This is a genomic window from Paenibacillus sp. FSL R5-0766 (assembly GCF_037971845.1).
In the GTDB taxonomy this organism is placed as follows: Bacteria; Bacillota; Bacilli; order Paenibacillales; family Paenibacillaceae; genus Paenibacillus.
On the sequence record NZ_CP150227.1, the window covers coordinates 6,025,983 to 6,049,791 of the forward strand.

The window sequence follows — 23,809 nt, forward strand, 5'->3', positions numbered from 1 at the left end:
ATGCCTCAAGCGCTGGCAAAAACGAAAGGATACCGGTTAATTGTGATACAATCCGCGGTAATCCGTAGGTGTCATCCCCTCATGGGCCATGAACTGGCGGTTAAAATAACTGGCATTGGGATACCCCGCTTCCTCCGCGATTTGTCCAATGTTGGCCGTAGGCCGTTCGAGTAACCATTGCTTTGCCATCTGTAGTCGTGAACGAGTGATAAATTCCATGGGCGTCATCTCCACAGCACTCTTGAACATTTTGCAAAAGTAATACGAACTCACACCTGCAAGATCCGCCCAGTCCTGTAACAGGAAAGGTTGACAGGCCTCCTGCTGCATCTGTGGAAGAAGTGCAAGAACCCGACTCTCCGCCTTACTTGTGGTACGTGTGCTCTTTAAAGGTACTGCATGCTGCACGAACTCGGCGAGTACGGCATAGGTCAGTGTGGATAGCTGAGCCGGACGCAGCATCGTGTTCTGTTCCGCCTCAGTGAGCAAGGCCAGATGAGCCTCTTCCCAAGAGCTGCGTTGCCGCAGTGTCCACAATAGATTGCGATGTAACCCCCGCTCGATCATATAATCATGCAGACGTTCACCGTAAAAATGAAGCCATCGCACATCCCATGGATCATCTTCACTACTATAATAATGCTGCCGCTGCTGCGGGAAATAGAGAAACGCCTGACCTGCACGAAGCTCATGCACCACCCCGTCCACTTCCACATATCCCTTGCCCGAAGCGACGTAGTGAATATTAAAGTTGTTCAGTGCGCCAGCCTCACGCAACACGGCATGCTGGACGTGGTCCATATAATGTCCAACGGACTCGGGATAACAAAAATATGGAATATCCTGCAGGGTAAGCAATACGGTTTGTCTCATCATAGCCGGTTCTCCTTGATCAACAATATTGTGTTAACTAACTTCAATATATTATCATTTTATTTCATTGGTCTATTCTTTATAATCACAATATACATTCATACACAGGAGGATACAACACATGAATTCAGTTCAAAAATTGCGTTGGGGCATTCTTGGTAGCGCTAGCATTGCTGTGGAATCCGTCATTCCAGGCTTGCAGCAATCCGAGTTGAATGAAGTAACCGCGATTGCCAGTCGGGACGAAGATAAAGCCAAGCAGACGGCTGATCAACTCGGGATCGACAAGGCTTATGGCAGTTATGAAGCTTTGCTCGCGGATGATTCCATTGATGCGGTATATATCCCACTGCCGAATCATCTGCATCGGGAATGGACGATCCGTGCTGCTGAAGCAGGCAAACATATTTTGTGTGAAAAACCAATGGCTCTGACAGCGCAGGAAGCTCAGGAGATGGTTCGAGCTTGTGCAGATGCAGGTGTGCATCTGGCTGAAGCATTCATGTACCGCCATCATCCACGATATGAGCAGATCCGGGATATCATTGCCAGCGGTGAGATTGGTGAGATTCGTGGTATGCACAGCACATTTTCATTTAATAACTCCAATGCATCCGGCAATGTCCGCTTTCGGAAAGAGTGGGGTGGAGGTGCACTGTATGATATCGGATGTTATTCCATCAGCGTAGCACGTCTGCTGCTTGGTCAAGAACCAAGTGCAGTTACCGTTATTGGCATGTTCTCCCCACAGCATGATCAAGTCGATATGATGGCTTCCGGACTGCTGGAATTCGATAATCACGTTGGCGTGACGTTTGACAGCAGCATGTGGGCAGCATTCCGCAACACGCTGGAGGTATTGGGATCCGACGGGATTATTGAAGTCCCTTCGGCATATATCAGCGGACAGGGCCGCAGTTCCAACTTCTATGTAACGGCTGGTGGTGAACGCAGAGAGATTGAAGTTCCGCAAGTGAACCACTACTCTCTACAGGGAGATGATATGGCACGTGCTGTACTTCAGGGCAAGGATCTGCGCTTCGCCCCTTCCGATGCGGTAGCTAATATGAAAGTACTGGAAGCTTGCCTTCGTTCAGCGGAAGAACGTACACGAATTACACTATAATTGAGAGGATGAACTGACTTATGGAATATATCGAAATTGCTGGTGCAGGTAAACGTGTCTCCAGATTGATTAAAGGAACCGATTATTTCGTGCATAATGCCTACGATAAAGCAGCTACGAACATGGATGCTTTTCTGTCGATTGGCGGTAACACTGTAGATACAGCACATATCTATTGTGGTGGACAGAGTGAAGAAGTCCTTGGTCGTTACATGAAGGAACGTGGTAACCGCGACCAGATCGTCATTCTCACCAAAGGTGCGCATCATGACCAGAATGGACCACGTGTGAACGCTGATGCCATCCGCAGTGACTTGATGGAAAGTCTGGAGCGTCTTCAGACAGATCACGTAGAGATGTATGCATTGCACCGGGATGATCCCAATACCCCTGTCAGTGTCATTCTTGAAGCACTGAACGAACATATTGAATCCGGTAAAATCGGCGCAATTGGCGCCTCCAACTGGACCTGGCAGCGGCTCGAGGAAGCCAATGCTTACGCTGCGGCGAATGGCTTGAAGGGCTTCACCTTCAGCAGTCCGAATCTAAGTCTCGCCAAAGCCAACGAGCCTTTCTGGGAAGGCTGTGTTTCAGCAGATGCAGAGACGCTGGCATGGCATGAGCAATCCAAGCTGCCCTTGCTATCCTGGTCCTCCCAAGCACGTGGTTTCTTCACTGGAAGATTCACACCTGAAGTTCGGGATAACGAAGATCTGGTGCGTGTATTCTACAGTGATGGCAACTGGGAACGGTTGCGTCGGGCTGAACAATTGGCTAATTCGAAGAAAACATCACCCATTCAAATTGCACTCGCTTATGTATTGAATCAAACGTTCCCAACCTGTGCGCTGATCGGAGCCCAGAATCAGGCGGAGCTGCTGTCCTGTGACGAAGGTTCCCGCATCACGCTGACTCCTGCTGAAATAACATGGCTGGATCTGGGCAGCGATGTACCGGCTGGCATCTAAAGAAAATTAATCATTCATCAACAAATACAGAAGGACTTACCCCAGAGCACATCTCTGAAGGTAAGTCCTTTATATCATAGATTAAGCCATATAGAATGTTAGAAATTGCACTGTCATTCGGTTGGATTACAGTTTAACGATCTGACCTGTTTTCTCGGATTCGAATGCTGCCAGGATCACTTGCAGGGAACGTAATCCCTCTTCTCCGGAAATCGCTGGAGGTGTTTGCGTTACAATTGACTCTACAAATGCGTCAATGACACCACTCGGTACTTGTTTCTCATTGGTAGCCATGGCACCAACTTTGTACGTCTCAACTGTACCATTGGTCAGTTCAACGATAACTTCATCGCCTTCCACTGTTCCGATCTTCATAACACCATTCTCGCACCACAGCACTGTACTGTTGTCTCCAGCTCTGTATTGAGTCCAGCTTGCTACGAGCGTTCCGATCGCTCCGCTCTTCATACGCAGCAAACAAGTTGCGTTATCGTCAACTTTAGTACCTTCCTTGTGCAGTGTGCTGATGAAACCAGCCACTTCAGATACTTCATCATTCAGCAAATAACGGATGAAGTCGGATTTGTGCACGCCCAGGTCGCCCATAGCGCCCATAATCGCTTCTTCTTTACGGAAGAACCAGCTTTCAGCTCCGTCCACACTCCATCCTTCCGGACCCGGGTGACCAAATGATGTACGGAAATTCAGGACTTTACCGAGTTTGCCGGAGTCGAGAATTTCTTTTGCTTTTACGTGAGGAGGCATCAAACGCTGGTTGTGTCCAACCATCAAATACACGCCATTTTTCTTGGCAGCTTCGATCATTTGCTCGCCTTCTTCAGTGGATACTGCCATTGGTTTCTCAACCAATACATGCTTGCCTGCATTTGCAGCAGCAATCGCCATTGGCGCATGCAGATAGTTTGGTGTACACACACTAACGGCATCCACTGTTTCGTTTGCAAGCAATTCTTCGTAACTGGAATACGCTTTACCGCCGTAAGTCTCGGCCATCTTCTCCGCACGCTCCACAACCGGATCGGCAAAAGCGACAAGTTCTACGTTCTCATTGGCAGCGTACTCTGGAATATGTCTGCGCTCGGCAATGGCTCCACAGCCGAATACAGCAACTTTAATTTTACTCATGTACATAAGTCTCCTTTGACAAATAGATTCACATTTTTCATGGTTCGATGGTCCATTAGAATTGATTCAGGTAGTTTTCTTTCAACCAGTTGTAGCTGTTGGATACGCTCTCAAGCGGAGGGTTCTGACATACGTCTTGTTCCACGATCAGCCATTCCACGCCTGCATTCGTAGCGCCTTCAATAACAGCTGGCAGGTCAACCGAACCTTGTCCCAATTCCAGTGTTTTCATCTGGCCCTGTTCGTCTTTGCTGAAGTCCTTCAGATGAAGCAGCGGCAAGCGACCCGCATATTTATTAATATACTCGATCGGATTTTGTCCCGCAAATTGTACCCAACATACGTCCATTTCAACTTTTACTGCTTCCGGTGATGTTTGAGCAAACATGGCATCAAAGGCATTGGAATCGCCAACCTGACCATGGAATTCAAAGTCATGGTTATGGTATCCGAAGATCAACCCTTGTTTCGCTGCTTCAGCTCCATATTGTTGTAACTCAGCGAATAGCTTGGTCCAACCTTCTGCATTCTCAGGACGATCTTCTGGCATCAGGTAAGGGCAAATGATATATTGTGCACCAATTGTTTTCAAGTAATCGATTTGTTTCTGCAAGTCTTCACGCATCGCATGTAGTGAAACGTGGCTGCTGAATCCTTTCAGTCCAAGTTCATCTAGTAGCGCTTTCATTTCCTCAGCTGGAATATCGCCATATCCGGCAAACTCCACACCTTCATATCCAAGGGCCGCTACCTTACGCAACGTACCACGAAAATCTGCTGCAGTTTCATCACGGAGTGTAAACAATTGCAAACCAATATTAAGTTTTTTCATGTAGGATACACCTCTGTTCTCAAATTTGCTTTCATTGCTCTATCTGGTATCATCCTAACGCAAAACAGGCTAGAATGAACATATACAATATAGTCAGAACATGAACTATCTGATCAAATTTTATTTCCATCATTTTGCATCAATCGAATGTAGCCCATTTGAATACATGCAGGATGTACATATTGGGGGATTTTATCTTTGGATACGTTAGAGACATCTGTACTGATCTGTGACTACTCATACCACTATAAAGCGTTCACTCATAATATGAAGGGCGAGCTGCAAACCTATCTGTTCCGTCTGCAGACCGAAGGCTCGTGCAAAGTGTATGTACAGGATGAGGAATTCAGGATGACGAGCGGGGACTTGCTGCTCTTAAAGCCTGGTGACGATTATCATCTCGTTGTAGATGAACCGCATAAGGAGGGACGTTTGTCCAGCGGAGATTATTATTTGTTCTGCGAGGGCAGCTGGATCGAGAACTGGTGGAAAAAGCAGCATCGATCTACCGTGAGCCGAATTGGACTGGATGACAAGCTCATCAGCCTGTGGAGAAATATGTTACTTGAGAAACGTCGCGGACCTCTTGAGGAAAATGCAGAGCTAAAGGATGCGTTACTGCGCGGATTATGTCTTTATATCGACCGGGCAATTAAAGAGAATATTCAGACCGATCGGGCAGTTTCCTCTGCGCTAAAGTTAAAACGTTTTATTGAGGAGCATGCCACGGTTACGTTCAAGCTTGATGAAGCGGCACGTTATGCAGGACTCAGTCTGTCACGTGCAGTCCGTTTATTTAAGGAGCACTACAATCAGACCATGATTCAATATGCGATTGAGATCCGTCTGAATGCAGCGCTGGAACGAATGAAATACAGTGAAATGACACTGGAGCATATTGCGGAATCCTGCGGTTTTGCAAGCTACTCCTATTTCCACCGGGTATTCCGGGCGCACTTCGGTGTGTCTCCGGCGGAGTATCTCAAATCCAAGCAGCATGAGCCTATCGATGATCTGGAGCATGTATGATGTTCAGTATCAGAAACCCATGACCTTAAAGAGGTTCATGGGTTATTTTAATACATTGAACTATGATCAACTCTCAGTACGACTGGAAGTCAGAACGTTTTATATAAGAATGAAGTACACTTTAATATTTTTTCATGTGACTCCAACAGAACAAGACTGTACAATTATAAAGACTGTCACCTTACCTAATTCATATATCTCATTGAATTCCCATCTATCATACTGGAGCGATACATATGCTAATCCACCAGCGCAAAGTCCTCATCATCGAGGATGAATCCGATATTTCGCGCATTCTGCGAGATTATTTAACCAAAAATCAATATGAAGCAGCCGTGGCAGCCACTGGACAAGATGGACTTCAGATTATGGAGCTTATTCAACCAGACTACATCATTCTGGATATCATGCTTCCGGACATGGACGGGATCGAGGTCTGTCGAGAGATCAGACGGCGCAACAATATCCCCATACTCATTCTAAGTGCCAGAGGCAGTGATACCGATAAGGTACTTGGTCTTGGCTTTGGAGCAGACGACTATATGACCAAGCCCTTCTCGCTGAGCGAACTGTTAGCACGAATTAATGCCCACTTCAGGCGTTATGACAGCATGACATCCGTTGGAGACAGAACAGATCTTCTGCATCTTGGAAACCTGGTGATTGATAAAAAAGCCTATAAAGTTACCTTAGACGGATCGGAAGTTTCTCTGTCTGCCAAGGAATTCCAATTACTTCATTATCTGGCAAGCCACAAGAATCAGGTATTCTCCAAAGCCCAGTTGCTCGACGCCATCTGGGGATATGCAACCTACGGTGATGAAAATACCGTAACCGTATACATTCGCAGACTGCGTGAAAAAATCGAGGCAGATGCCTCGCATCCGACCGTTCTGAAGACCGTATGGGGTGTCGGTTACAAATTCAATTACGAATAAGTGAGATTGGAGGCTCCCACATGTCATTGAACAGCTGGTCCAGACGATGGTTGTTAACAACACTTGGGCTTCTCATAATTATCGTTTCAAGTATCCTTGCACTGTCGCTGATGCTGTTACAAGATCGAAATTCAGGCGAATCCAATCTTTCCCTGAATCAGGTTCGACTCAAGGTCAATCCGATCTTACTCACTTTGGAGCAAAATCATCAGCATCTCAATGAACAAATTATTCGTGAAGACATACGTTCTGCCGCCAGAGATACCGGGGTTCTGCTTACCTATCTAAACTTGGATGGAAAAGTCATTCTGTCCTCCGACCCCACCTCTGAAGGAACGCAAGTTAATCTGCGTTCAGCTCTCCATTATGATCTGCATCATGCCACGCAGGCCGCGGACGGTAACGATTTGCTTGATATTGCGTTTCCCGTGATGGACGGACCGATGGGAAGTCAGATCGGCAATGCTATCTTTTCCATCCCCCAAGCCATGGTTACGGTTCAGCAATCGATGACTTTTCCGGTTATATTGATTAGCGCACTCATGCTCCTGTCACTGATTCTGAGCTTATTTCTATTCTGGATGAAACGAAAACTGGACAAACACCTGCTCTCTCCCATCCATCAATTGAAGCAACATGCGGAATCCATGCTTAAAGGCAATTATGAAGAAAAAATCCAGTACAACCGGAACGATGAATTGCTCGAAGTATATGCCATGTTTGATCTCATGCGTACGGAGATTAAACATATGAGCGAGCAGCGTATTCAGCAGGAACAAGCACAAAAAGAACTCATCACCAATATATCTCATGATATTAAAACACCAATTACAACAATAAAAGCATACATAGAAGCTATTGAGGAAGGACTATGCAACGATCAGGAGACGCTGATGGAATATATGAGAGTCATGCGAACCCATACGGATAAAACGGCACGCCTTGTGGAGGATCTGCTGGTTCATGCACTTCAGGAATTGGGGCAAATTTCGGTGGAAACCCATGAAATGTACAGCGGGCCTATACTGGAGACGATGTTGAAACCGATTGAACATGTTGTCCTAACAAAGGGGCTTATCTATAAAGAACCCAATTACATCCCCAATGTGTTAATCGCTATCGACCCCACTCGAATTGAACAGGTGATCTCCAATCTTGCCGCCAATGCCCTCAAGCATACAGCTCCAGGAGACACGATACGTATTGATATGGAACTGGAATCCGGGCACTTGAAAGTGACGATTGCCGATTCGGGTCAGGGAATACGTGTACAGGACATGCCGTTTGTTTTCCAGCGTTACTTCAGAGGCCAGGCGAGCCATGCAGAACAACGTGTTCAGGAAGGTACAGGGCTGGGTCTCTCCATCTGCCAAAGCATTATTGAAGCACATGGAGGCCATATTTCCTTTACTAGTAAAGAAGGACAAGGTACAACCTTCCGGTTCTATCTGCCGATCTGCTGAGCCCACACTACACAGCTGTAATACTTTATTCATAATTTGATAAGGCTTCCTCAACATCCCTCCTCTAGAATGAATCCTATACTGCACTCGGGAGTGATTCGACTTGTCCAAAAAAGTGATTATCCGTGCACAGAATCTGTGCAAAACGTACAACAGCGGAAGTCAACAATATCATGCCATCCGTAATGTTGATCTCGACATCTATGAAGGAGAATTCACGGTCATCATGGGTAACTCTGGCTCTGGCAAATCAACCCTCTTATATCTGCTAAGCGGACTGGACCAGATCACAGCAGGTGAGGTCTATTTTCGCGACCAGCGGATTGACGCTTACAGTGAACGGGCAATGTCCGACTTCCGCACCCGCCGGATTGGTTATATCTATCAGAGCATCAATCTCGTCCCAGACCTTTCCATCAAAGAGAACATTGCTTTACCGGGATATATCGCTGGAAACAAAACGAAGGACATCCAATCCCGCGCTGCTGAGCTGATGAATGCCATGGATATCGATGGACAGCGTAACCGCCTCCCCTCCCAAACTTCCGGAGGACAGCAGCAGCGAGCTGCCATTGCACGGGCTTTGATCAATTCGCCGGATATCATTTTTGCGGATGAACCGACCGGAAGCTTGAATATGGAACACGGCACAGCTGTTCTCGATATCCTTACGGATCTCAACCAGAAAGGACAGTCCGTTGTTATGGTGACGCATGATATCAAGGCCGCCTGTCGGGCTGATCGCCTGATCTACATTTTGGACGGCAAGATTGGCGGAATCCTTGAGTTCGACACCTATGACGAACATCAAATTCAGGATCGTGAAGCGATTATCTTCGCTTTGGTTACGGGGAAGGAATAACGATGGCGGTCATGTTTAAACTTAGCTTGTCGTATCTGAGTAGGAACAAAATACAAAATGCGCTGATTGCGCTGCTCCTGCTTCTCTCGACACTTCTTGTATCTACAGCTATTGTCATTCTGGCGAACACAGGCAATCAGTTTTATGAAATGCATACCCGAACTCATGGATCTCATCAGATCCTGACGTTTGAAAAAGGGCTCAATGACCCTGACGCTGTGCACAACTGGTGGGCTTCTCAGGATGGAGTTCAGGTGTCCCCTTTGCTAACGTATCGTACATTGTCAGGCATCATTTTGAATGAAACTCACATCCCTAACATCTACCTGTACATGTTTAATACGCCTCCACCGCCCTGGGGTGTGGATGAACTAATTTTCTCAAGTGGAACGCCCGACACAGTGCCCGAACAAGGCTCCGTCTGGATTCCAACGTCCATGGCAACTACCTATCATATTTCGGTAGGTGATACCATTGGCTTCAAAACCGGCTCAAGCACACTCGAATTGAATGTATCGGGTATTGTGATCGATGTACCATACGGGGCACCCTTCTCCAATACAGCACGGGTCTGGATGAATCCTACCGATTATCAACATGATCTCGCTACACTTACTGGCAACGAGAATCGTATGATGGGCATCCATTTTAACGATTACAGCATGAATTCGGTGTATTGGGAACGATACAATCGTGAGACAGGTATTCCGTTTCTGGAATCCAAAATGGAGTTCGAGGCGATTGCCTCTTTCTATCTGATCATCAATCAGGTTATTGGATTCATCATGATATTCATGGGTGTTGTCATGCTCTCCATCGCTTTGATGACCATCGGGTTTACGATTGCAGATGCCATCCTGGCCAATTACAGAACGATAGGAATCCTCAAATCACTAGGTCTGACTTCCCGAAAAACGATAGGCACCTATGTTATTCAATATGCATTGTTATCCATCGTAGCCATTATCCCAGGACTTGCACTCAGTATATGGATATCCAAATGGATCATTAATATTTCTGTATCCTCTCTTCGAGTGGGGAATCAGAACATTCCAGTCCAAGGATTGGATGCGGCCATACTGGCCGGCGTACTACTATTTGCTCTAGTGATTCTGTTCACTGTGTTATCTGCCAGAAAGGCACGCAGCATACAGCCCGTGCAGGCTATTCGTTATGGTATGTCGGAGACAGATCACAGCCGGATGGCTGGGAAAATGAATTCGCCATGGGCGCACTGGATCGGATTTACACGACTGCCTGTGACCACCGTGCTTGGATTCCGACATGTGTTCAAAAACACCAAAAGCTCTGTTCTAACACTCCTGCTAACCACCATGGCTTCCTCCGTACTTGTTCTAGGTTATGTTCTGCTGACCAGTATAACCGGAATTGAACAGACCGCAGCTAAATGGGGATATGACAATTCCAATATCGCAGCAGTAGTCGTGAACAAAGGTACCTTTCCAAAGACTGAATTGAAACAAACGTTAGAAGAGGATACACGGATTAGTAATGCAGGCTGGCAAGGGAACACAACGGGTGTAATTAGCCCGGAGTCTTTGGCATCAGTAGAGGGCCAATCCATCAGTCTCAACTTGAGTGTACTGGACGGGAGTTATCAGGAACTTGGATTCGAAACGTTAAAAGGGGTTAACCCACAACATGCGAATGAAATTGCCATTGGTGTAAGTGTAGCCAAAACATCAAATAAAGATCTCGGTGATCTTATCGATATCTATATTGAAGGAGAAAAGCGTACATTCCTCATCACAGGCATCTATCAAGCGATCGCCAACATGTCTGTTTCAGGCAGAATCACCATTGATGCCATGAGAAGTGTGAACCCCGGTTATAGTGCATTTGATGTTATCTTCATCAATGTGAACGATATGGCACAAGTGGGTAAGGTTGCCTCGGAATTAAATGAGCAATTTAAAGATTTTGCTTCAGTAGTCACTCAGAAGACATTGCTTGATTCGGTTTACGCGGAAGCCGCGAACATCCTGATCTATCCGATGAGCCTGATTGGATTGCTGTTTATCACTGTGACGTTCATCATTATTTTCAGTACCTGTAGAATCAATATTCGTAAAGAAAGCAGAACGTACGGAATATACAAATCGCTGGGAATGACATCTCGCCAAATCCGGTTGTCGCTCACCATGGGAATGTTCATACTGTCCTCCGTGGGAGCCATACTGGGTATTTTCGTCGGCGTATATCTGCTGCCTCTTCTACTCGAAATGATCCTTTCCGGTTATGGTATCGTACAACTTCCACTGATCCTGCATTGGGGTGGAATGGTACTGTTCACCTGTCTAAGCATCATTGCAGCCAGTCTTGGCTCATGGTTCTCTTCAAGAATCATTCGGGAAGCATCGCCACGTATGCTGGTTATCGAATAATGTAATAAGGATGCCTTAACACAATAAAACAAGCCCTTCCACACCTCTATAGGATGTGGAAGGGCTTATTATCATGATATGAACTATTTCCGCCACTTCTTCGCAAGTGCACCAATCTGATGTGGCGTAGTGCGGCAACAGCCGCCAATAATCTGCGCGCCCGCAGCAACCCACTGCTCCGATGCGTCCCTCATGCTGCCACAAGTACCCTGTCCACTCCACGTCTTCGTCACTGCATCGTATACTTCTCCCGAGTTCGGATACACAATAACAGGTTTGTCGCTCGCACGGCTCAAAATGCCCACTGCTTCCGTCACCACTTCCATCGGAGCACAATTCAGGCCAATCGCCGCAATCTGCGGCTCGGAGCCAAACTTCTGTGCACATACCTCAAGCGGTGTACCTTCGCTGATGCTTGTCCCGTCTTTTAAAGAAAAAGATAACCAGGCATACGCATGAGGAAACTCCTTCAGTAAATCAACCAGCACCTGTGCTTCCTGCAAGGATGGAATGGTCTCAAACGCCAGAATATCAGCACCCGCTTCAAGCAGCGCCGCCATACGCGGACGGTGAAATGCGGCAAGCGTCTCATCCGACACGCCGTAATGACCCACATACTCAGAACCATCCGCCAGATAGGCGCCGTACGGTCCAACGGACCCAGCAATAATTGGACGTGGACGAAGACTGTCTGCTTCGCGATCCCCTGTACGTTCTGTTAAATGCTCCTCATTCTCCACGGCCTCGGAACGTACCGAAGGAGCTTCTACAAGCTGACCTGTCGAGCTTTCTCTCCCTACTAGTCTACTCTGCACTTCTGCCCACACCTCATCTCTCGCCTGTGCAGCCAGTTCCACCGTCTTGCGGATCAGATCCAACGCTTCCTGCTCTCCAATTCCTCTCTTGCTGAAACCATCCACCGTTGCCTGATAACTGGATGTAATCGCACAATCGGCTCCTGCTCGAAAATAATCTGCATGAACCTGAACAATAACATCCGGATTCTCAAGCAACACACGAGCAGACCATAGTGGATCATCCAGATCACATCCATGCTGTTCGAGTTCCGTTGCCAACGCTCCATCCAGAATCATGACCGGATGTTCACGAAGGATCTGTTCTATCGGGTTAGTCTGTTGTGCTTGCGTCATGTACTTGTCCTCTTTTCTTATTCACACGTTCTGTCAGATAATAAGCAGCGTAACATACTGCGATAAACGGAACCCCACAATACAGCGCAATTCGCTGCGTCGGGTCAAAAGCAATACCTATGCATGAAGCCAGGCATAATATAAATGAAACAATCGGTACCACCGGATAGAGTGGTGTGCGGTAGACCAGATCTTTGACCGCATGGCCTTCCCGGATATATTGTCTGCGGAACATGTATTGGGAAGCGCTTATGCTCATCCATACCGCAACGACAGCCAGACCTGAAATGGAAACCAGCGTAATATACACCGTACCTGGCGCAATGATGCTGGACAGCAAGGCCAGCGCACCACCTACCATACTGATCAGAAGTGCATTCAGGGGTACCCCGCTTTTGGTCAATTTGGCAAACCACGGAGAGATCGTTTTTTTGTCAGCCAGAGACCAGAGCATCCGTGAAGATGCATATAGGCCTGAATTGGCAGCAGAGAGAATCGCCGTCAGAATAACAAAGTTCATAATATCTGCTGCATAAGGTACGCCCACCCGTTCCATTACCGCTACAAACGGACTTTCCAGTACACTGGCATCCGACATGGGTAGCAAGGCCGACAAGATAATAATCGTTCCGATGAAGAAAATAACCAAACGCCACAGCGTTGTATGAATAGCCTTTGGTATCGTCTTTTCCGGGTTCTCCGTCTCACCCGCGGCAATGCCGATTAACTCGGTGCCTGAGAAGGCAAAGTTTACAGCAAGCATGGTCATCAATATCGCTGTAGCCCCATGAGGGAACCACCCGGATGCGGTAATATTCGATAGAAATGGAGCCGGTTCAGCATCCGCCATGGGAATGAACCCAAACATGGCTGCGCCACCGATAATAATGAAGATTACGATAGTCACTACTTTTACAGATGAGAACCAGAACTCGGATTCCGCAAATAATTTCACCGTTAAAGCGTTAAACAGAAAGATCATCAGTGCAAAAACCGCGCTCCATATCCATACGTTCACCGATGGGAACCAGCGCTGCATCAGCAATCCGGCGGCTGTGAATTCGGAGCCAAGCGCAACAGTCCAGGTTAACCAGTACAACCAAGCTACCGTGTAACCTGTTGCCGGTCCGATATATTTGGCAGCATAACTATGAAATGCTCCCGTCTCTGGCATATGAACAGACAGTTCACCTAGACAGAGCATCACCAGATATACAACGATGGCTCCGATCAGATAGGACAAAATGGTTCCCAGTGGTCCCGCTTGCTGAATGGTGTAACCTGAGCTGAGGAATAATCCCGTTCCAATAACTCCTCCGAGAGAGAGCATGACCACATGCCGTGCCTGCATTTTCCGCTGAAAATGGCCTTTGTCGTTGTTGTTCTCCATACCTGCTGCTCCCCTACTTCTTCATCCAGAAAAAACAAAAAAGACCCACTCTGCCTAAAGAGTGCGCCGTTACTGACAAATAAAAACAAACGCTCCTATCTATCAGGCTTTCACCCGCTGGAATTAGCACAGTATCCTTCAGATCTGTTGCTGAGGTTTCTAAGGGCCAGTCCCTCCACCTCTCTGGATAAGAAAATGATTTTTTACTAATATAGCGATCTATCATGAATGTGTCAACATTTAAATCATAAAAGAAACACATCGCTATTCGGTGGAAGACCCCGGATTGGTGATGGTAATCTTCACATCGTACGTGATTGGCACGGTACTAAAAATGTTATCCCAATCGTCTTTGACTCTTTTCCATGTCTTAGGTTCCTTGATACGCAGGCTATCCCGAAAATCCGCAACATCTACTTTATAAGTATGCTGCAGTTTGTATAACACTTGGCGAATCTGTTGTTCGGCCAGTTCAGCAAATTCTTTTTCTAGTTCTCTAAGATAATCCCCTTTTTCCTCTCTTTCGGGCGAACGCCAATCTTCCATCAACCAGCCTTCGGATTCGGTCTTCACATGGAATGAAATATCATCGCCAACCACTTTTGGAATTATTTTTGTTTTTTTCTTCTTCATTTCATATACAACAGTGAATCCTGCTTTATTATATGTCTTCAAGATGCCTCCTTTTTCTTTAGGTCTGATCCACGATAGCCCTTCTAGATCCGTTTGGCTGAGTTCACCGATGAATTTGGTCGTTTTCCCATTAAAGATACTGGCACCGGAGAATTTGTCCTCTCCGTTGAAGTTCAGTACATTTTGGAGCAAGAAGCTGGAACCAGATTGCATTTGTGCATCTAATTTGGAGAGCAAAACAGGGTCCAGGATTTTATTGGACAAGTACGAATTACCGGTAATTCCTGTAAGATAAAATGCTGGAATCTGGGAAGGATCATCTGAAGTCAGTACATCAATAGCGCGATGATGGCTAATCAGCACCAGACAATTTGGACGAATATCGTTATCCCGAAGGACAAAATCCAGTATCTGATCCAGACCATACTTTTTGGCAATATCCTTAGAGACAACGATGACCTTTAGATGATGTCCGATAAGTGGACGATCTCGCCTTAGTGCAAACTGACGAAAGATTTGCAGCAAGGAATCTCCAGTGAGCTGTTCATTGGAATAGGACGTCTTTCCAGAAGCAGGTGAACCGGATTGGCCGCTCTGTTTACTGTTGGAACTGCCCGGAGCAATCTGCACCGTAGCCGTTATATAATTATTCTTTGGATACCTTCCTCCCTGAGCAGCGATGTCCTTTTCAAATTCTGTTTCTTTAGCGATATCGATCCCGAGACCAACATAGACACTTAGTTCCTCGATCTCCCTACTGCTCCAGCATCCGGATATTAACAGAAGGACCGACAAAGCAAAGGCTACACGTAAAAGCATAAAAAAACGAATCATGCATGTTTGCCTCCTTTTTTGCGTATCAGACTTATAATCAGCAGCAACAAAGGTAAAGTAGCAAATAAAATCACGGATGAGTTGCCCAACATATCACCCAGTGCAAAGGTTTCGTCCACGGTTTTCGGCATCAATGCCGTTAGATATATCAATGGCAGAAGGGCGTACATAATGACCTTGATCTTCTTCGTACGAAACAAATCCCGAATTCCTACCGAAGCACAATAGTGTGTGATCGTGAAGCTGGAGAAGATCTGCATAATCCAGATGACCAATAGCAAGGATTCGAAACGCTCAAAGATTAAACCTTGAATCTCAAAGCTTCTTACGAGATCCAGCGTGGGCCAAGTACGTGTTTTGATGCCGTCGAGTGACAGACTGCCTACAACCATCACAACAGTAATCAGATAAATCATAGTCGATATGATGATGCCCCAGCTCATGGCTACATTGCTCTTTTTGGGGTTTTTCATATAAGCAGTCATGACAAACATGACTTCGTACCCCGTGTAAGCCAGCAGCGAAGGTTTCAACCCTTTGAGAATGGGCGTGATACCCTCGCCGAGTACGGGTCTCAGATTGCCGATCTCAAATAACTGATTACTAAGCAAAATTTCAATCACAAATATAATCAGTGTAATCGGCAAAATAATCTCAAATACACGCACAATAACAGCAAGTCCACCAGAGATCAAATATATGCCAATCCACATAAACACCATCACAATGGCCCATGTCGGAGTACGCTCTAGTAAATACATGCCTGTCACTTCAGCCATGACCCTGATTTCGAATGCAGCAATCACCATAAAGTACATAATCATGGCGAATCCCAATATGTAAGCAATCCAGCTCCCCGTAATTTCACGGGTGAACTGGAACACTGTTTTCTCCGGAAATCTGCGACACAGGGTAACCAGAATAATTCCGACACCCGTGATAATCAGTCCAGACAGAATGATGGATATCCAGACATCTGGCGTTCCGACAGCTTTACTCGTCGTTCGAGGGAGGGTCAGGATCCCAGCGCCAAGCATGTAATTTACAATAACTACGACGGCCTGCCTTGTGCTAATATTTCCTTCGGAACCGTTCACTTCATCCCACCTCATACCTCGTGATTTGCTTGATTTATTTTTTGCGGTCTTTATCTATTGGATTAGACATCTCGGGACGTTTCCTCATCATATTTAGCGGAGCACGGATAAAGAAATCCTTCCATTCCCCAAAGTGATAAGGAACGGCTGGTGCAACATAAGGTACGCCAAAGCTCGAGAGCCTCGCCAGATGGGTACATATAAGGAGAAAGAACATAACCACGCCAAACAATCCGAGTATAGCCGCGCTAAACATGGCAGCAAATCGCAGAATTCGCAGTGTGATGCCGGCACTATAGACAGGGATCGTAAAGGAGGATATGGCGGTAACCGCAACAACGATGACCAGGAATTGGCTTATAATTCCTGCCTGTACGGCCGCCTGGCCGATAATCAGACCTCCAACGATACCTAGCGAGGGTGCAATCGGCTTAGGTAAACGAATGCCAGCCTCCCTCAATATCTCGATCGAAAGTTCCATGATCAGTACTTCGATGATTGAAGGAAACGGCACTCCGGTCCGCGTTTCAATGATCGTCAATACCAGCTTGGTTGGGATAAGTCCCGGATGGAACGAGATAAACGAGATATAGAGCGCAGGAGCGAGCAAGGCCAGCATGGCGGACATAAAGCGCAGCATTCGCAGGAATGTTCCAGGAATCCATCGTTCATAATAATCCTCGGGAGATTGGAGCAACATGCTAAACGACACTGGCACAATTAAGACAAATGGCGTCCCATCCAATAAAATAGCCACTCGCCCTTCCAGTAAAGCACCCATCACCCGGTCTGGTCTTTCTGTATTCAACACTTGTTGAAACGGACTGAGCGTATTGTCTTCGATGAGCTGTTCAACATACCCAGATTCCAACATGGAATCCATATCCATCTCTTCAATTCGCTTTTGGACTTCCGCCACGAGATTAGGATCAGCAATATCCTGAATATAGGCAACAGCCAAATCTTTCTTGATCCGTGAACCTACTTCATACTTCTGAATAAAGAGGCTCTGATCACTACCATACCGGCGTAAAATACCTGTGTTATCACTTAACTGTTCAGTAAAACCAATTCGGGGGCCACGGAGCAACCCCTCTGACACCGGTTCATTCACACCACGTGTTTTGATCTTATGAGCTCCAATTAACAGAGCCCCCGGCAATCCATCGACCAACAGTGCATTTTTGCCAAAAAGCACGCCAACTGCGACCTCTTGGAGGGACTTGGTCTCCTCAACCAGACTGACAGGTAGTAATTGCTCTTGCAGGTAGGCCGACAGTAAATGCGCATTATCCGGATGCAGGAACCCCTCCCGCTTAAGCTCTGGAACGCCTTCCAACATTAACGGTGTAATCAGGTGATCATCGATTAAGTCTTGATCTACCAGGCCTTCGGTATATATGACAGCTGCCCTTGTATTGGTACCTCTAATGGTAAATTCCCGAATGTGCACATCAGCATTTTGACCAAAGCTTTCTCTTACACTGGTCAGATCCGTATTGTACTTGCCGGTTAATTTAATATTGGCATATTGGCCTGTTTCGGTTCCCTGACCCTGACCCGCGGTAGCAGGAGAAATATCTTTCGAGGATATGGAGGGTTTCTCGGAACGAGAGAAGGTTCCACGCTTAATGGCGGCATTGATCCACCGCATGGTTACTGTAATGCCGATCGGTATGATAAGGACCAAGAATGCCTGAACCCATATGGTCCAATCCGGCACGTAGGATACAATTGTTGACCACATGTTCCCACCCCAACATTTCTCTGCATGATGAAGCTGCAGGTATTCCCAAGTATTGTGTCCCCGTTTGATCACAATAATTCCCGTTTTTTTGTGTACTGAACGACAAAAAAAACGGTTCCTGTGTAAGGAACCGCTATTACTATATATTCTTATACGATTTTGGTCACATGCTCCGCTTTGGCATCCAACAAGTGAGCCGATGCAGCAATTGCTGTAAAATCATTCAGAGCGATCTCAATCTGCTTCTGGCTCTGCTCGACATATTCTTCTACTTTTTTGGTACCACCTGTGATATTACCAATCTCCTTTGTTATTCCGGTAACGCTATCACGAATCTCATTAATCGAACTCTCCACCATTGCGGATAGTTTCTTAACTTCCTTGGCCACGATATCGAATCCTCGTCCAAATTCTCCTGCATGTGCAGCCTCAATGGCAGCATTCAACGCGAGCAGTTGCGTCTGAGACGAAATCTCGCGTATCGTTCGTACCACGCCCTGAATTGATCCGGCCTGTTCCTGCAAATGAGTCAGCGTTGCACGGTTAGAAGTCGACACCTCTGAGATATAGGAGATACTGGACATTAATTCCTGGCTCCGTTCAATGCCTACATCTGCCTGCCCATTTAGTTCATGAGACATCGTTTTTAACTCATTCACTACGACCGAAATGTTGTTCTGACGGTTGGTAATGTTGGTGGCGATTTTGGAGACACCCAGTATCTTCTGATTCGTCTCATCGTACACCGGCATATATGTCGCCTCAAGCCATACGGAATTCCCCTTTGCATCCTTGCGTTCAACCTTGTCCTGGAAGCTGACACCATTAAATATGCTATTCCAAAAAGCGTCGTAGTCTGGGGTATTTGCAAATTGACCGAAGCATAATTGCTGATGCTTCATGCCGTACATCTCATCTACCGTATATCCCATCGTCTGGGCAAAGACTTCATTCACGTAGGTTACCCGGCGATCCAGATCGAATCGAATGATAGCAAGACTTTTCTCCATCGCCTTGATGACCATTGCATCGGTGACAACATCTTTCTTTTCCATATCTAATATAGACACTTGATAACCCCCACAGTTCATTCCATAATAGACAGCCTTTAACTAGCAAAAATCAATCATAACAACATATGTATCCATCAGGTTCTAGATGGCTCTACTATTGATACCCGATTTGCAGCATTTTGGATCACCTGTTGTCGTTTATTTTTTTCATAGAAAATCGTCCAGAAAAGAGATGTTATAACTTATATTATCCGTAAAATATCTCTGTATCTACTTATACGTATCGTAACATAAGGCAAAAAAGGATACTCTTCTGCACTTGTAACGTATTTGTAACATAATTTCTGTTTAGTAGTAACTGTTTAGCGCCTTTATACACTGCCAAACTGAACGACCTTGTATAGAAACCGAAAAAAGAAGAGCGCATGATATTCATGGCTCTTCTTTTTTGATGTTTTTAAGTTAGTTACAGGTTTACATACCGAGTGCTTAACCGGGGGCCTGAACTCATTTTAAAAATCGTGCACAGTGACACACAGCTGAATCGCAATGCCAAATGGGTCCCGTACAATACCGTATCCTGGGCTGAATTCATTTTGTTCATACGGTACTAGTACCTTGACACCCTCATGTTGTATCAGAGAATGATACAGTTGATCGATTGTATCTTTGTCCTTGGATTGAATACATAGTGACGTGCTGTTCCCCAGCTGCCAAGCTCTCTCCGTGTCCATTGCTTCTTCCGCAATCATGACCTTGTTAACCCCGATCTCCAGCACCGAATGTGTAATATACTCATCTTGACCGGCAGGGTACTCGAAGCCCGGGTTCATCTCCTTCATCTCTTTATAACTTTTCTTGAATATCACCTTGGCGCCCAGAAACTCCTCATAAAAAGCAATGGCTGCCGCCGCATCCCCGTTCATCGACAAAAATGGTATCACTTCAAAATTCATTATATTGCCTCCTTGTTCCTATTGGATTACACTTATCACTATAACAACGAAAGGTGCCAATCTATGGCACCATTAAGAGGTTTGATATGAAAAAATCAGAACGTATGAACCAGATGCTGCGCTTTATTAATCAAAAACAACAGTTCACCCTGCAAGATCTCATGCAGGAGTTCCAGATCTCCAAACGAACTGCGTTAAGAGATATCGCTTCATTGGAAGAGTTAGGTGCGCCCATCTATGTCGAATATGGACGCTACGGCGGATATCGACTGTTGCAACAGATGCAACTGCCTCCCATTTCGTTTAATACGGGTGAGCTTCATGCCCTTTATTTTGCGATGCAGGCTCTCCGCAGCTTCTCCAGCTTACCCTTTCAAGTCTCTTTCCGGACCATTCATGAGAAATTTATGAGCGCGTTATCCGACAAGCAACGACAGGATATTGAGAATATCCAACACCGGGTTTACTTCCAACATACCGAGCAGATCCGCGACAGTGCACATTTGGAGTTTCTGCTGATGGCTGCTGTTCAGAATATAGTGATCCAGATTACGTACGCTAATCAGCGTAGATCCTCTGATCAAAGGCCATCTTCTGCAAACACCAATATCCGCACCATTCAACCCATCGCGCTTTATGCCAAGAAAGGCTATTGGTATTGCCAGGCGTATGATCTGCATAAACAGGCCTACCGTGTATTCCGCTGCGACCGCATCACTTCAACCGAAACAACGGAGATTGAACCTCTAACTCATGTAAATGAACGCTATTCACAGGATGCCCAGTCTCTATGGAAACCATCGGAACAAGCAATTCCATTCAAATGCCTGATTGACGAAGCCGGGATGGAGCTATTCCAGCAAGAACATTTCCCATCTATGCAGATCATCGAGAAAATGGGACACATGTATCTTGTCGGTTCGTATGAACCTCACGAGCTTGATTTCATAGTGAGATATCTTGCGGGCTATGGTAAATCGATTAAGATTATGGAGCCCGTCATCTTACAGAAAGCATTAAGGCAGTACTATCTGGACTTGTTGGATCATGTATAAAGATCATAATTCTATAGCCATTTTACTTTACATGCCTTTTAGCTCTGCTCCTGGCTAACTTTTAAACTTTTTTTATTGCCAATAGCAACTTGAACGATAATCTGCAACACGATGATGATAGCCAAGCCATAAAATGCTTGCACAAAGCTGCCTGTTAGATCGCGGAGCCAACCAATCGCCAGCGGCCCAAGTGCTCCAAGAATGTAACCACCAGATTGAGTCATAGCCGACCAGCTGCTAGCTTCCTGAGCATTGTTTGTCTCATCAATCGGCAACATGAGTGCAATCGGGAACAGTCCCCCTGCACCAATACCGAGCGGGATCGCCGCGAGCCACGGACTGACAGAGAGATTCAGCATCAGGACACCTGTTAACTCCAACATCGCACATCCAACAAGCCAGAAGACACGCCTTTGGTATCGGTGTATAAGCATGGGAATGAATAACGTTGAGGGCAGTGATATCAATGTAAATAACGTTTGGATGTTGCCAGCAGTCTCTTGGCTATATCCATGGCTTTGAATGGCTGGCGGAAGCCAGGTGGTTAATGAATAGAAGATCGCGGCCATCAGTCCGAAGAACAGTGTCAGCACCCATGCACGCCTGTTCTTCACCGGAAGTGGGGCATGAATGACAGCCGAAGTTTGTCCGGATTGTCTCTCTGTACGCGCAGACCAAGCTAATTTTAACCAGATCGGCAATGCAATGGCTGCGAGTAATGCCCATGTAGCCAAAGAACCTCTCCAAGATCCACCCAACGTCTGCTGAAGCGGAACCGATAATCCCACACTAATGCTGGCCCCCATCACCATTGCTGTAGAGTAGATGCCGACCATGGCTGCCACTCGGTTAGGAAAATACTGCTTTATGAAGCTGGACAACAGTGGCCCTGCCAATGCAATCCCTACACCTGACAGAAAAGAAGTGAACATCATCAACGGAGTTGCGCCTACGAACAATCGTAAACCCGTACCTATCCCGATGAGGATTAAAGCCAGCACAATGGCTCCTTCATTCCCCCACCTTCTACTTAGTCTTACAGAGAATGGAGCGAATATGCCCATACATAATACCGGTAGTGTAGTTAACAGACTGGCGGTCATGCCGCTCAAACCCAGATCATTCTGTATGGTACTCATCAGAGGAGAAATGGAAGTAATCGGCGGTCTTAAGTTCAGTGAAGCCAGAATAAGCGCCAATACAATATAAAAAAGTTTCATTATGAATCACCTCATGGGAGTAGTCTCGTTGCCTTCACCAAAGATCCCATTTGTTAATGACAGAGATCTTCGGGTGGTGCACGAATTAAGTATAGGATCATTATAATGATTGAACAATACTATTGTTTCTATTAAAATGATTACTAAAACCAATGATTAGAGGTGAATTCATGGAGATTCGTCAAATGGAAAACTTTATTACAGTGTGTGAGGAGCTTCATTTTACACGGGCAGCGGAGAAACTTGGCATATCTCAACCTACGTTGAGTCAACAGATACGTGGATTGGAGGATGAACTTGGTGTTCCTTTGTTTGACCGTGTCGGCAAAAAGATTGTGATGACCCAGGCAGGCACTCTGTTTCTGGAGCACTGTGTACAGATGATCCGGCATTTACAGAATACCCAAGATGCGTTGGCTGAATTTCGGAATGATCAGCGGGGACGATTGGTGATTGGTGTTCTTCCATCCGATTTGGATTACCGTATCACTCCGCTGCTCGTAGATTTTCATGCCCGATTCCCCAAAGTGCAATTGAAAGTTATCTCTTCGATCTATGTCGTAAATCAAGTGTTGGAAAATGAAGTCGACATCGGCATCGAGATCACGTCTGCCCCTGATAGGCGGCTTGTACGTATTCCTTTGTGCAGTGAAGAATATGTACTCGTCGTTTCCGAGAATCATGATTGGGCTGAACGAAGCACAATTGAAATTCAGGAGCTGCGTGATATCCAAACGGTGATGTTTCCCGAAGGATTTACAGGCAGAGAATTGGTCGACGGCTATTGCCGTAAATATGGATTCACCCTAAATACCATCATGGAGACCAGTTCTGCAACCTCCATCATTAGCTTGGTCAAAGCCAACGTCGGAGGAACACTGTTGCCTTATCCTCTGATCCAAGCCATGAATGAGCCCACGCTACGTTGCATCCGAATTACAGACGATCCGCCATACCGGCACTTTGAGATCATCCATCGGTCCGACCGTTACCTGACGCAATCGGCCAAGGCATTTATTGAGAAAACAATCGAGTATTTCAATCAAAGGTGAGATTAAAAGGTGGATTTTG

Annotated in this window: 20 protein-coding genes and 1 riboswitch; of the genes, 9 read left to right on the forward strand and 11 right to left on the reverse strand. The window is 46.1% G+C overall.

What is annotated here, in order from left to right:
• Positions 1–36: 36 nt before the first annotated feature.
• Complete coding sequence (locus tag MKY66_RS26170) at positions 37–876, reverse strand: helix-turn-helix domain-containing protein (protein WP_076212953.1); 840 nt, start codon at positions 874–876, stop codon at positions 37–39.
• Positions 877–994: 118 nt separating this feature from the next.
• Between MKY66_RS26170 and MKY66_RS26175 the strand changes: the two genes are divergently transcribed.
• Together MKY66_RS26175 and MKY66_RS26180 are read left to right on the forward strand one after the other, a co-directional pair.
• Positions 995–1,999, forward strand: a complete 1,005-nt coding sequence (locus MKY66_RS26175; protein WP_076212955.1) for a Gfo/Idh/MocA family oxidoreductase — start codon at positions 995–997, stop codon at positions 1,997–1,999.
• A 20-nt stretch (positions 2,000–2,019) separates the two neighbouring features.
• Complete coding sequence (locus MKY66_RS26180) at positions 2,020–2,967, forward strand: aldo/keto reductase (protein WP_076212957.1); 948 nt, start codon at positions 2,020–2,022, stop codon at positions 2,965–2,967.
• Positions 2,968–3,093: 126 nt separating this feature from the next.
• On the opposite strand, the gene MKY66_RS26185 is transcribed toward MKY66_RS26180, so the two are convergent.
• Positions 3,094–4,113 (reverse strand): Gfo/Idh/MocA family oxidoreductase, encoded by a 1,020-nt coding sequence (locus MKY66_RS26185; RefSeq protein WP_076212960.1) that lies wholly within the window; start codon positions 4,111–4,113, stop codon positions 3,094–3,096.
• Positions 4,114–4,168: 55 nt separating this feature from the next.
• Complete coding sequence (locus MKY66_RS26190; RefSeq protein WP_076212963.1) at positions 4,169–4,945, reverse strand: sugar phosphate isomerase/epimerase; 777 nt, start codon at positions 4,943–4,945, stop codon at positions 4,169–4,171.
• 198 nt (positions 4,946–5,143) lie between these two features.
• Between MKY66_RS26190 and MKY66_RS26195 the strand changes: the two genes are divergently transcribed.
• The 5 genes from MKY66_RS26195 (at position 5,144) to MKY66_RS26215 (ending at position 11,642) form a co-directional block, all read left to right on the forward strand.
• The gene (locus MKY66_RS26195) at positions 5,144–5,974 is read left to right on the forward strand and encodes an AraC family transcriptional regulator (RefSeq protein ID WP_076212966.1); all 831 of its coding nucleotides are present in this window, start codon (positions 5,144–5,146) and stop codon (positions 5,972–5,974) included.
• 236 nt (positions 5,975–6,210) lie between these two features.
• Positions 6,211–6,912 (forward strand): response regulator transcription factor, encoded by a 702-nt coding sequence (locus MKY66_RS26200; protein ID WP_076212969.1) that lies wholly within the window; start codon positions 6,211–6,213, stop codon positions 6,910–6,912.
• 20 nt (positions 6,913–6,932) lie between these two features.
• Positions 6,933–8,375, forward strand: coding sequence for an ATP-binding protein (locus MKY66_RS26205; protein WP_076212972.1), 1,443 nt, complete (start codon positions 6,933–6,935; stop codon positions 8,373–8,375).
• Between the two features lie 103 nt (positions 8,376–8,478).
• A complete protein-coding gene (locus MKY66_RS26210) occupies positions 8,479–9,237 on the forward strand; it encodes an ABC transporter ATP-binding protein (RefSeq protein ID WP_076212975.1) in 759 nt (252 codons plus the stop codon).
• 2 nt (positions 9,238–9,239) lie between these two features.
• Positions 9,240–11,642 carry an FtsX-like permease family protein gene (locus tag MKY66_RS26215; RefSeq protein ID WP_076212977.1) on the forward strand — a complete coding sequence of 801 codons (2,403 nt, stop codon included), beginning with the start codon at positions 9,240–9,242 and terminating at the stop codon, positions 11,640–11,642.
• An 83-nt stretch (positions 11,643–11,725) separates the two neighbouring features.
• On the opposite strand, the gene mmuM is transcribed toward MKY66_RS26215, so the two are convergent.
• From mmuM to MKY66_RS26250, 7 genes are all read right to left on the reverse strand, one after another.
• A complete protein-coding gene (gene mmuM / locus MKY66_RS26220; protein WP_076212980.1) occupies positions 11,726–12,793 on the reverse strand; it encodes a homocysteine S-methyltransferase in 1,068 nt (355 codons plus the stop codon).
• Positions 12,771–14,183 (reverse strand): S-methylmethionine permease, encoded by a 1,413-nt coding sequence (mmuP, locus tag MKY66_RS26225; protein WP_076212983.1) that lies wholly within the window; start codon positions 14,181–14,183, stop codon positions 12,771–12,773. The genes mmuM and mmuP overlap by 23 nt, the downstream gene beginning before the upstream one ends.
• A gap of 92 nt (positions 14,184–14,275) precedes the next feature.
• Positions 14,276–14,377: riboswitch (SAM riboswitch) on the reverse strand.
• Positions 14,378–14,447: 70 nt separating this feature from the next.
• The gene (locus MKY66_RS26230; RefSeq protein WP_076212986.1) at positions 14,448–15,650 is read right to left on the reverse strand and encodes a Ger(x)C family spore germination protein; all 1,203 of its coding nucleotides are present in this window, start codon (positions 15,648–15,650) and stop codon (positions 14,448–14,450) included.
• On the reverse strand, positions 15,647–16,747 hold the full coding sequence (locus MKY66_RS26235; RefSeq protein WP_083657197.1) for a GerAB/ArcD/ProY family transporter: 1,101 nt from the start codon (positions 16,745–16,747) through the stop codon (positions 15,647–15,649). The genes MKY66_RS26230 and MKY66_RS26235 overlap by 4 nt, the downstream gene beginning before the upstream one ends.
• Positions 16,748–16,781: 34 nt before the next feature.
• Positions 16,782–18,494 (reverse strand): spore germination protein, encoded by a 1,713-nt coding sequence (locus tag MKY66_RS26240; protein ID WP_076213005.1) that lies wholly within the window; start codon positions 18,492–18,494, stop codon positions 16,782–16,784.
• A 149-nt stretch (positions 18,495–18,643) separates the two neighbouring features.
• The gene (locus MKY66_RS26245; protein ID WP_076213094.1) at positions 18,644–19,549 is read right to left on the reverse strand and encodes a PAS domain-containing methyl-accepting chemotaxis protein; all 906 of its coding nucleotides are present in this window, start codon (positions 19,547–19,549) and stop codon (positions 18,644–18,646) included.
• A 470-nt stretch (positions 19,550–20,019) separates the two neighbouring features.
• On the reverse strand, positions 20,020–20,463 hold the full coding sequence (locus MKY66_RS26250; protein WP_076213007.1) for a VOC family protein: 444 nt from the start codon (positions 20,461–20,463) through the stop codon (positions 20,020–20,022).
• An 86-nt stretch (positions 20,464–20,549) separates the two neighbouring features.
• Between MKY66_RS26250 and MKY66_RS26255 the strand changes: the two genes are divergently transcribed.
• Positions 20,550–21,518, forward strand: coding sequence for a YafY family protein (locus tag MKY66_RS26255; protein WP_076213009.1), 969 nt, complete (start codon positions 20,550–20,552; stop codon positions 21,516–21,518).
• 38 nt (positions 21,519–21,556) lie between these two features.
• Here MKY66_RS26255 and MKY66_RS26260 read toward each other — a convergent pair whose 3' ends face one another.
• Complete coding sequence (locus MKY66_RS26260) at positions 21,557–22,738, reverse strand: MFS transporter (protein WP_076213012.1); 1,182 nt, start codon at positions 22,736–22,738, stop codon at positions 21,557–21,559.
• 170 nt (positions 22,739–22,908) lie between these two features.
• Between MKY66_RS26260 and MKY66_RS26265 the strand changes: the two genes are divergently transcribed.
• Positions 22,909–23,790: a LysR family transcriptional regulator gene (locus MKY66_RS26265; protein ID WP_083657199.1), complete on the forward strand. Its 882-nt coding sequence runs from the start codon at positions 22,909–22,911 to the stop codon at positions 23,788–23,790.
• Positions 23,791–23,809 lie beyond the last annotated feature (19 nt).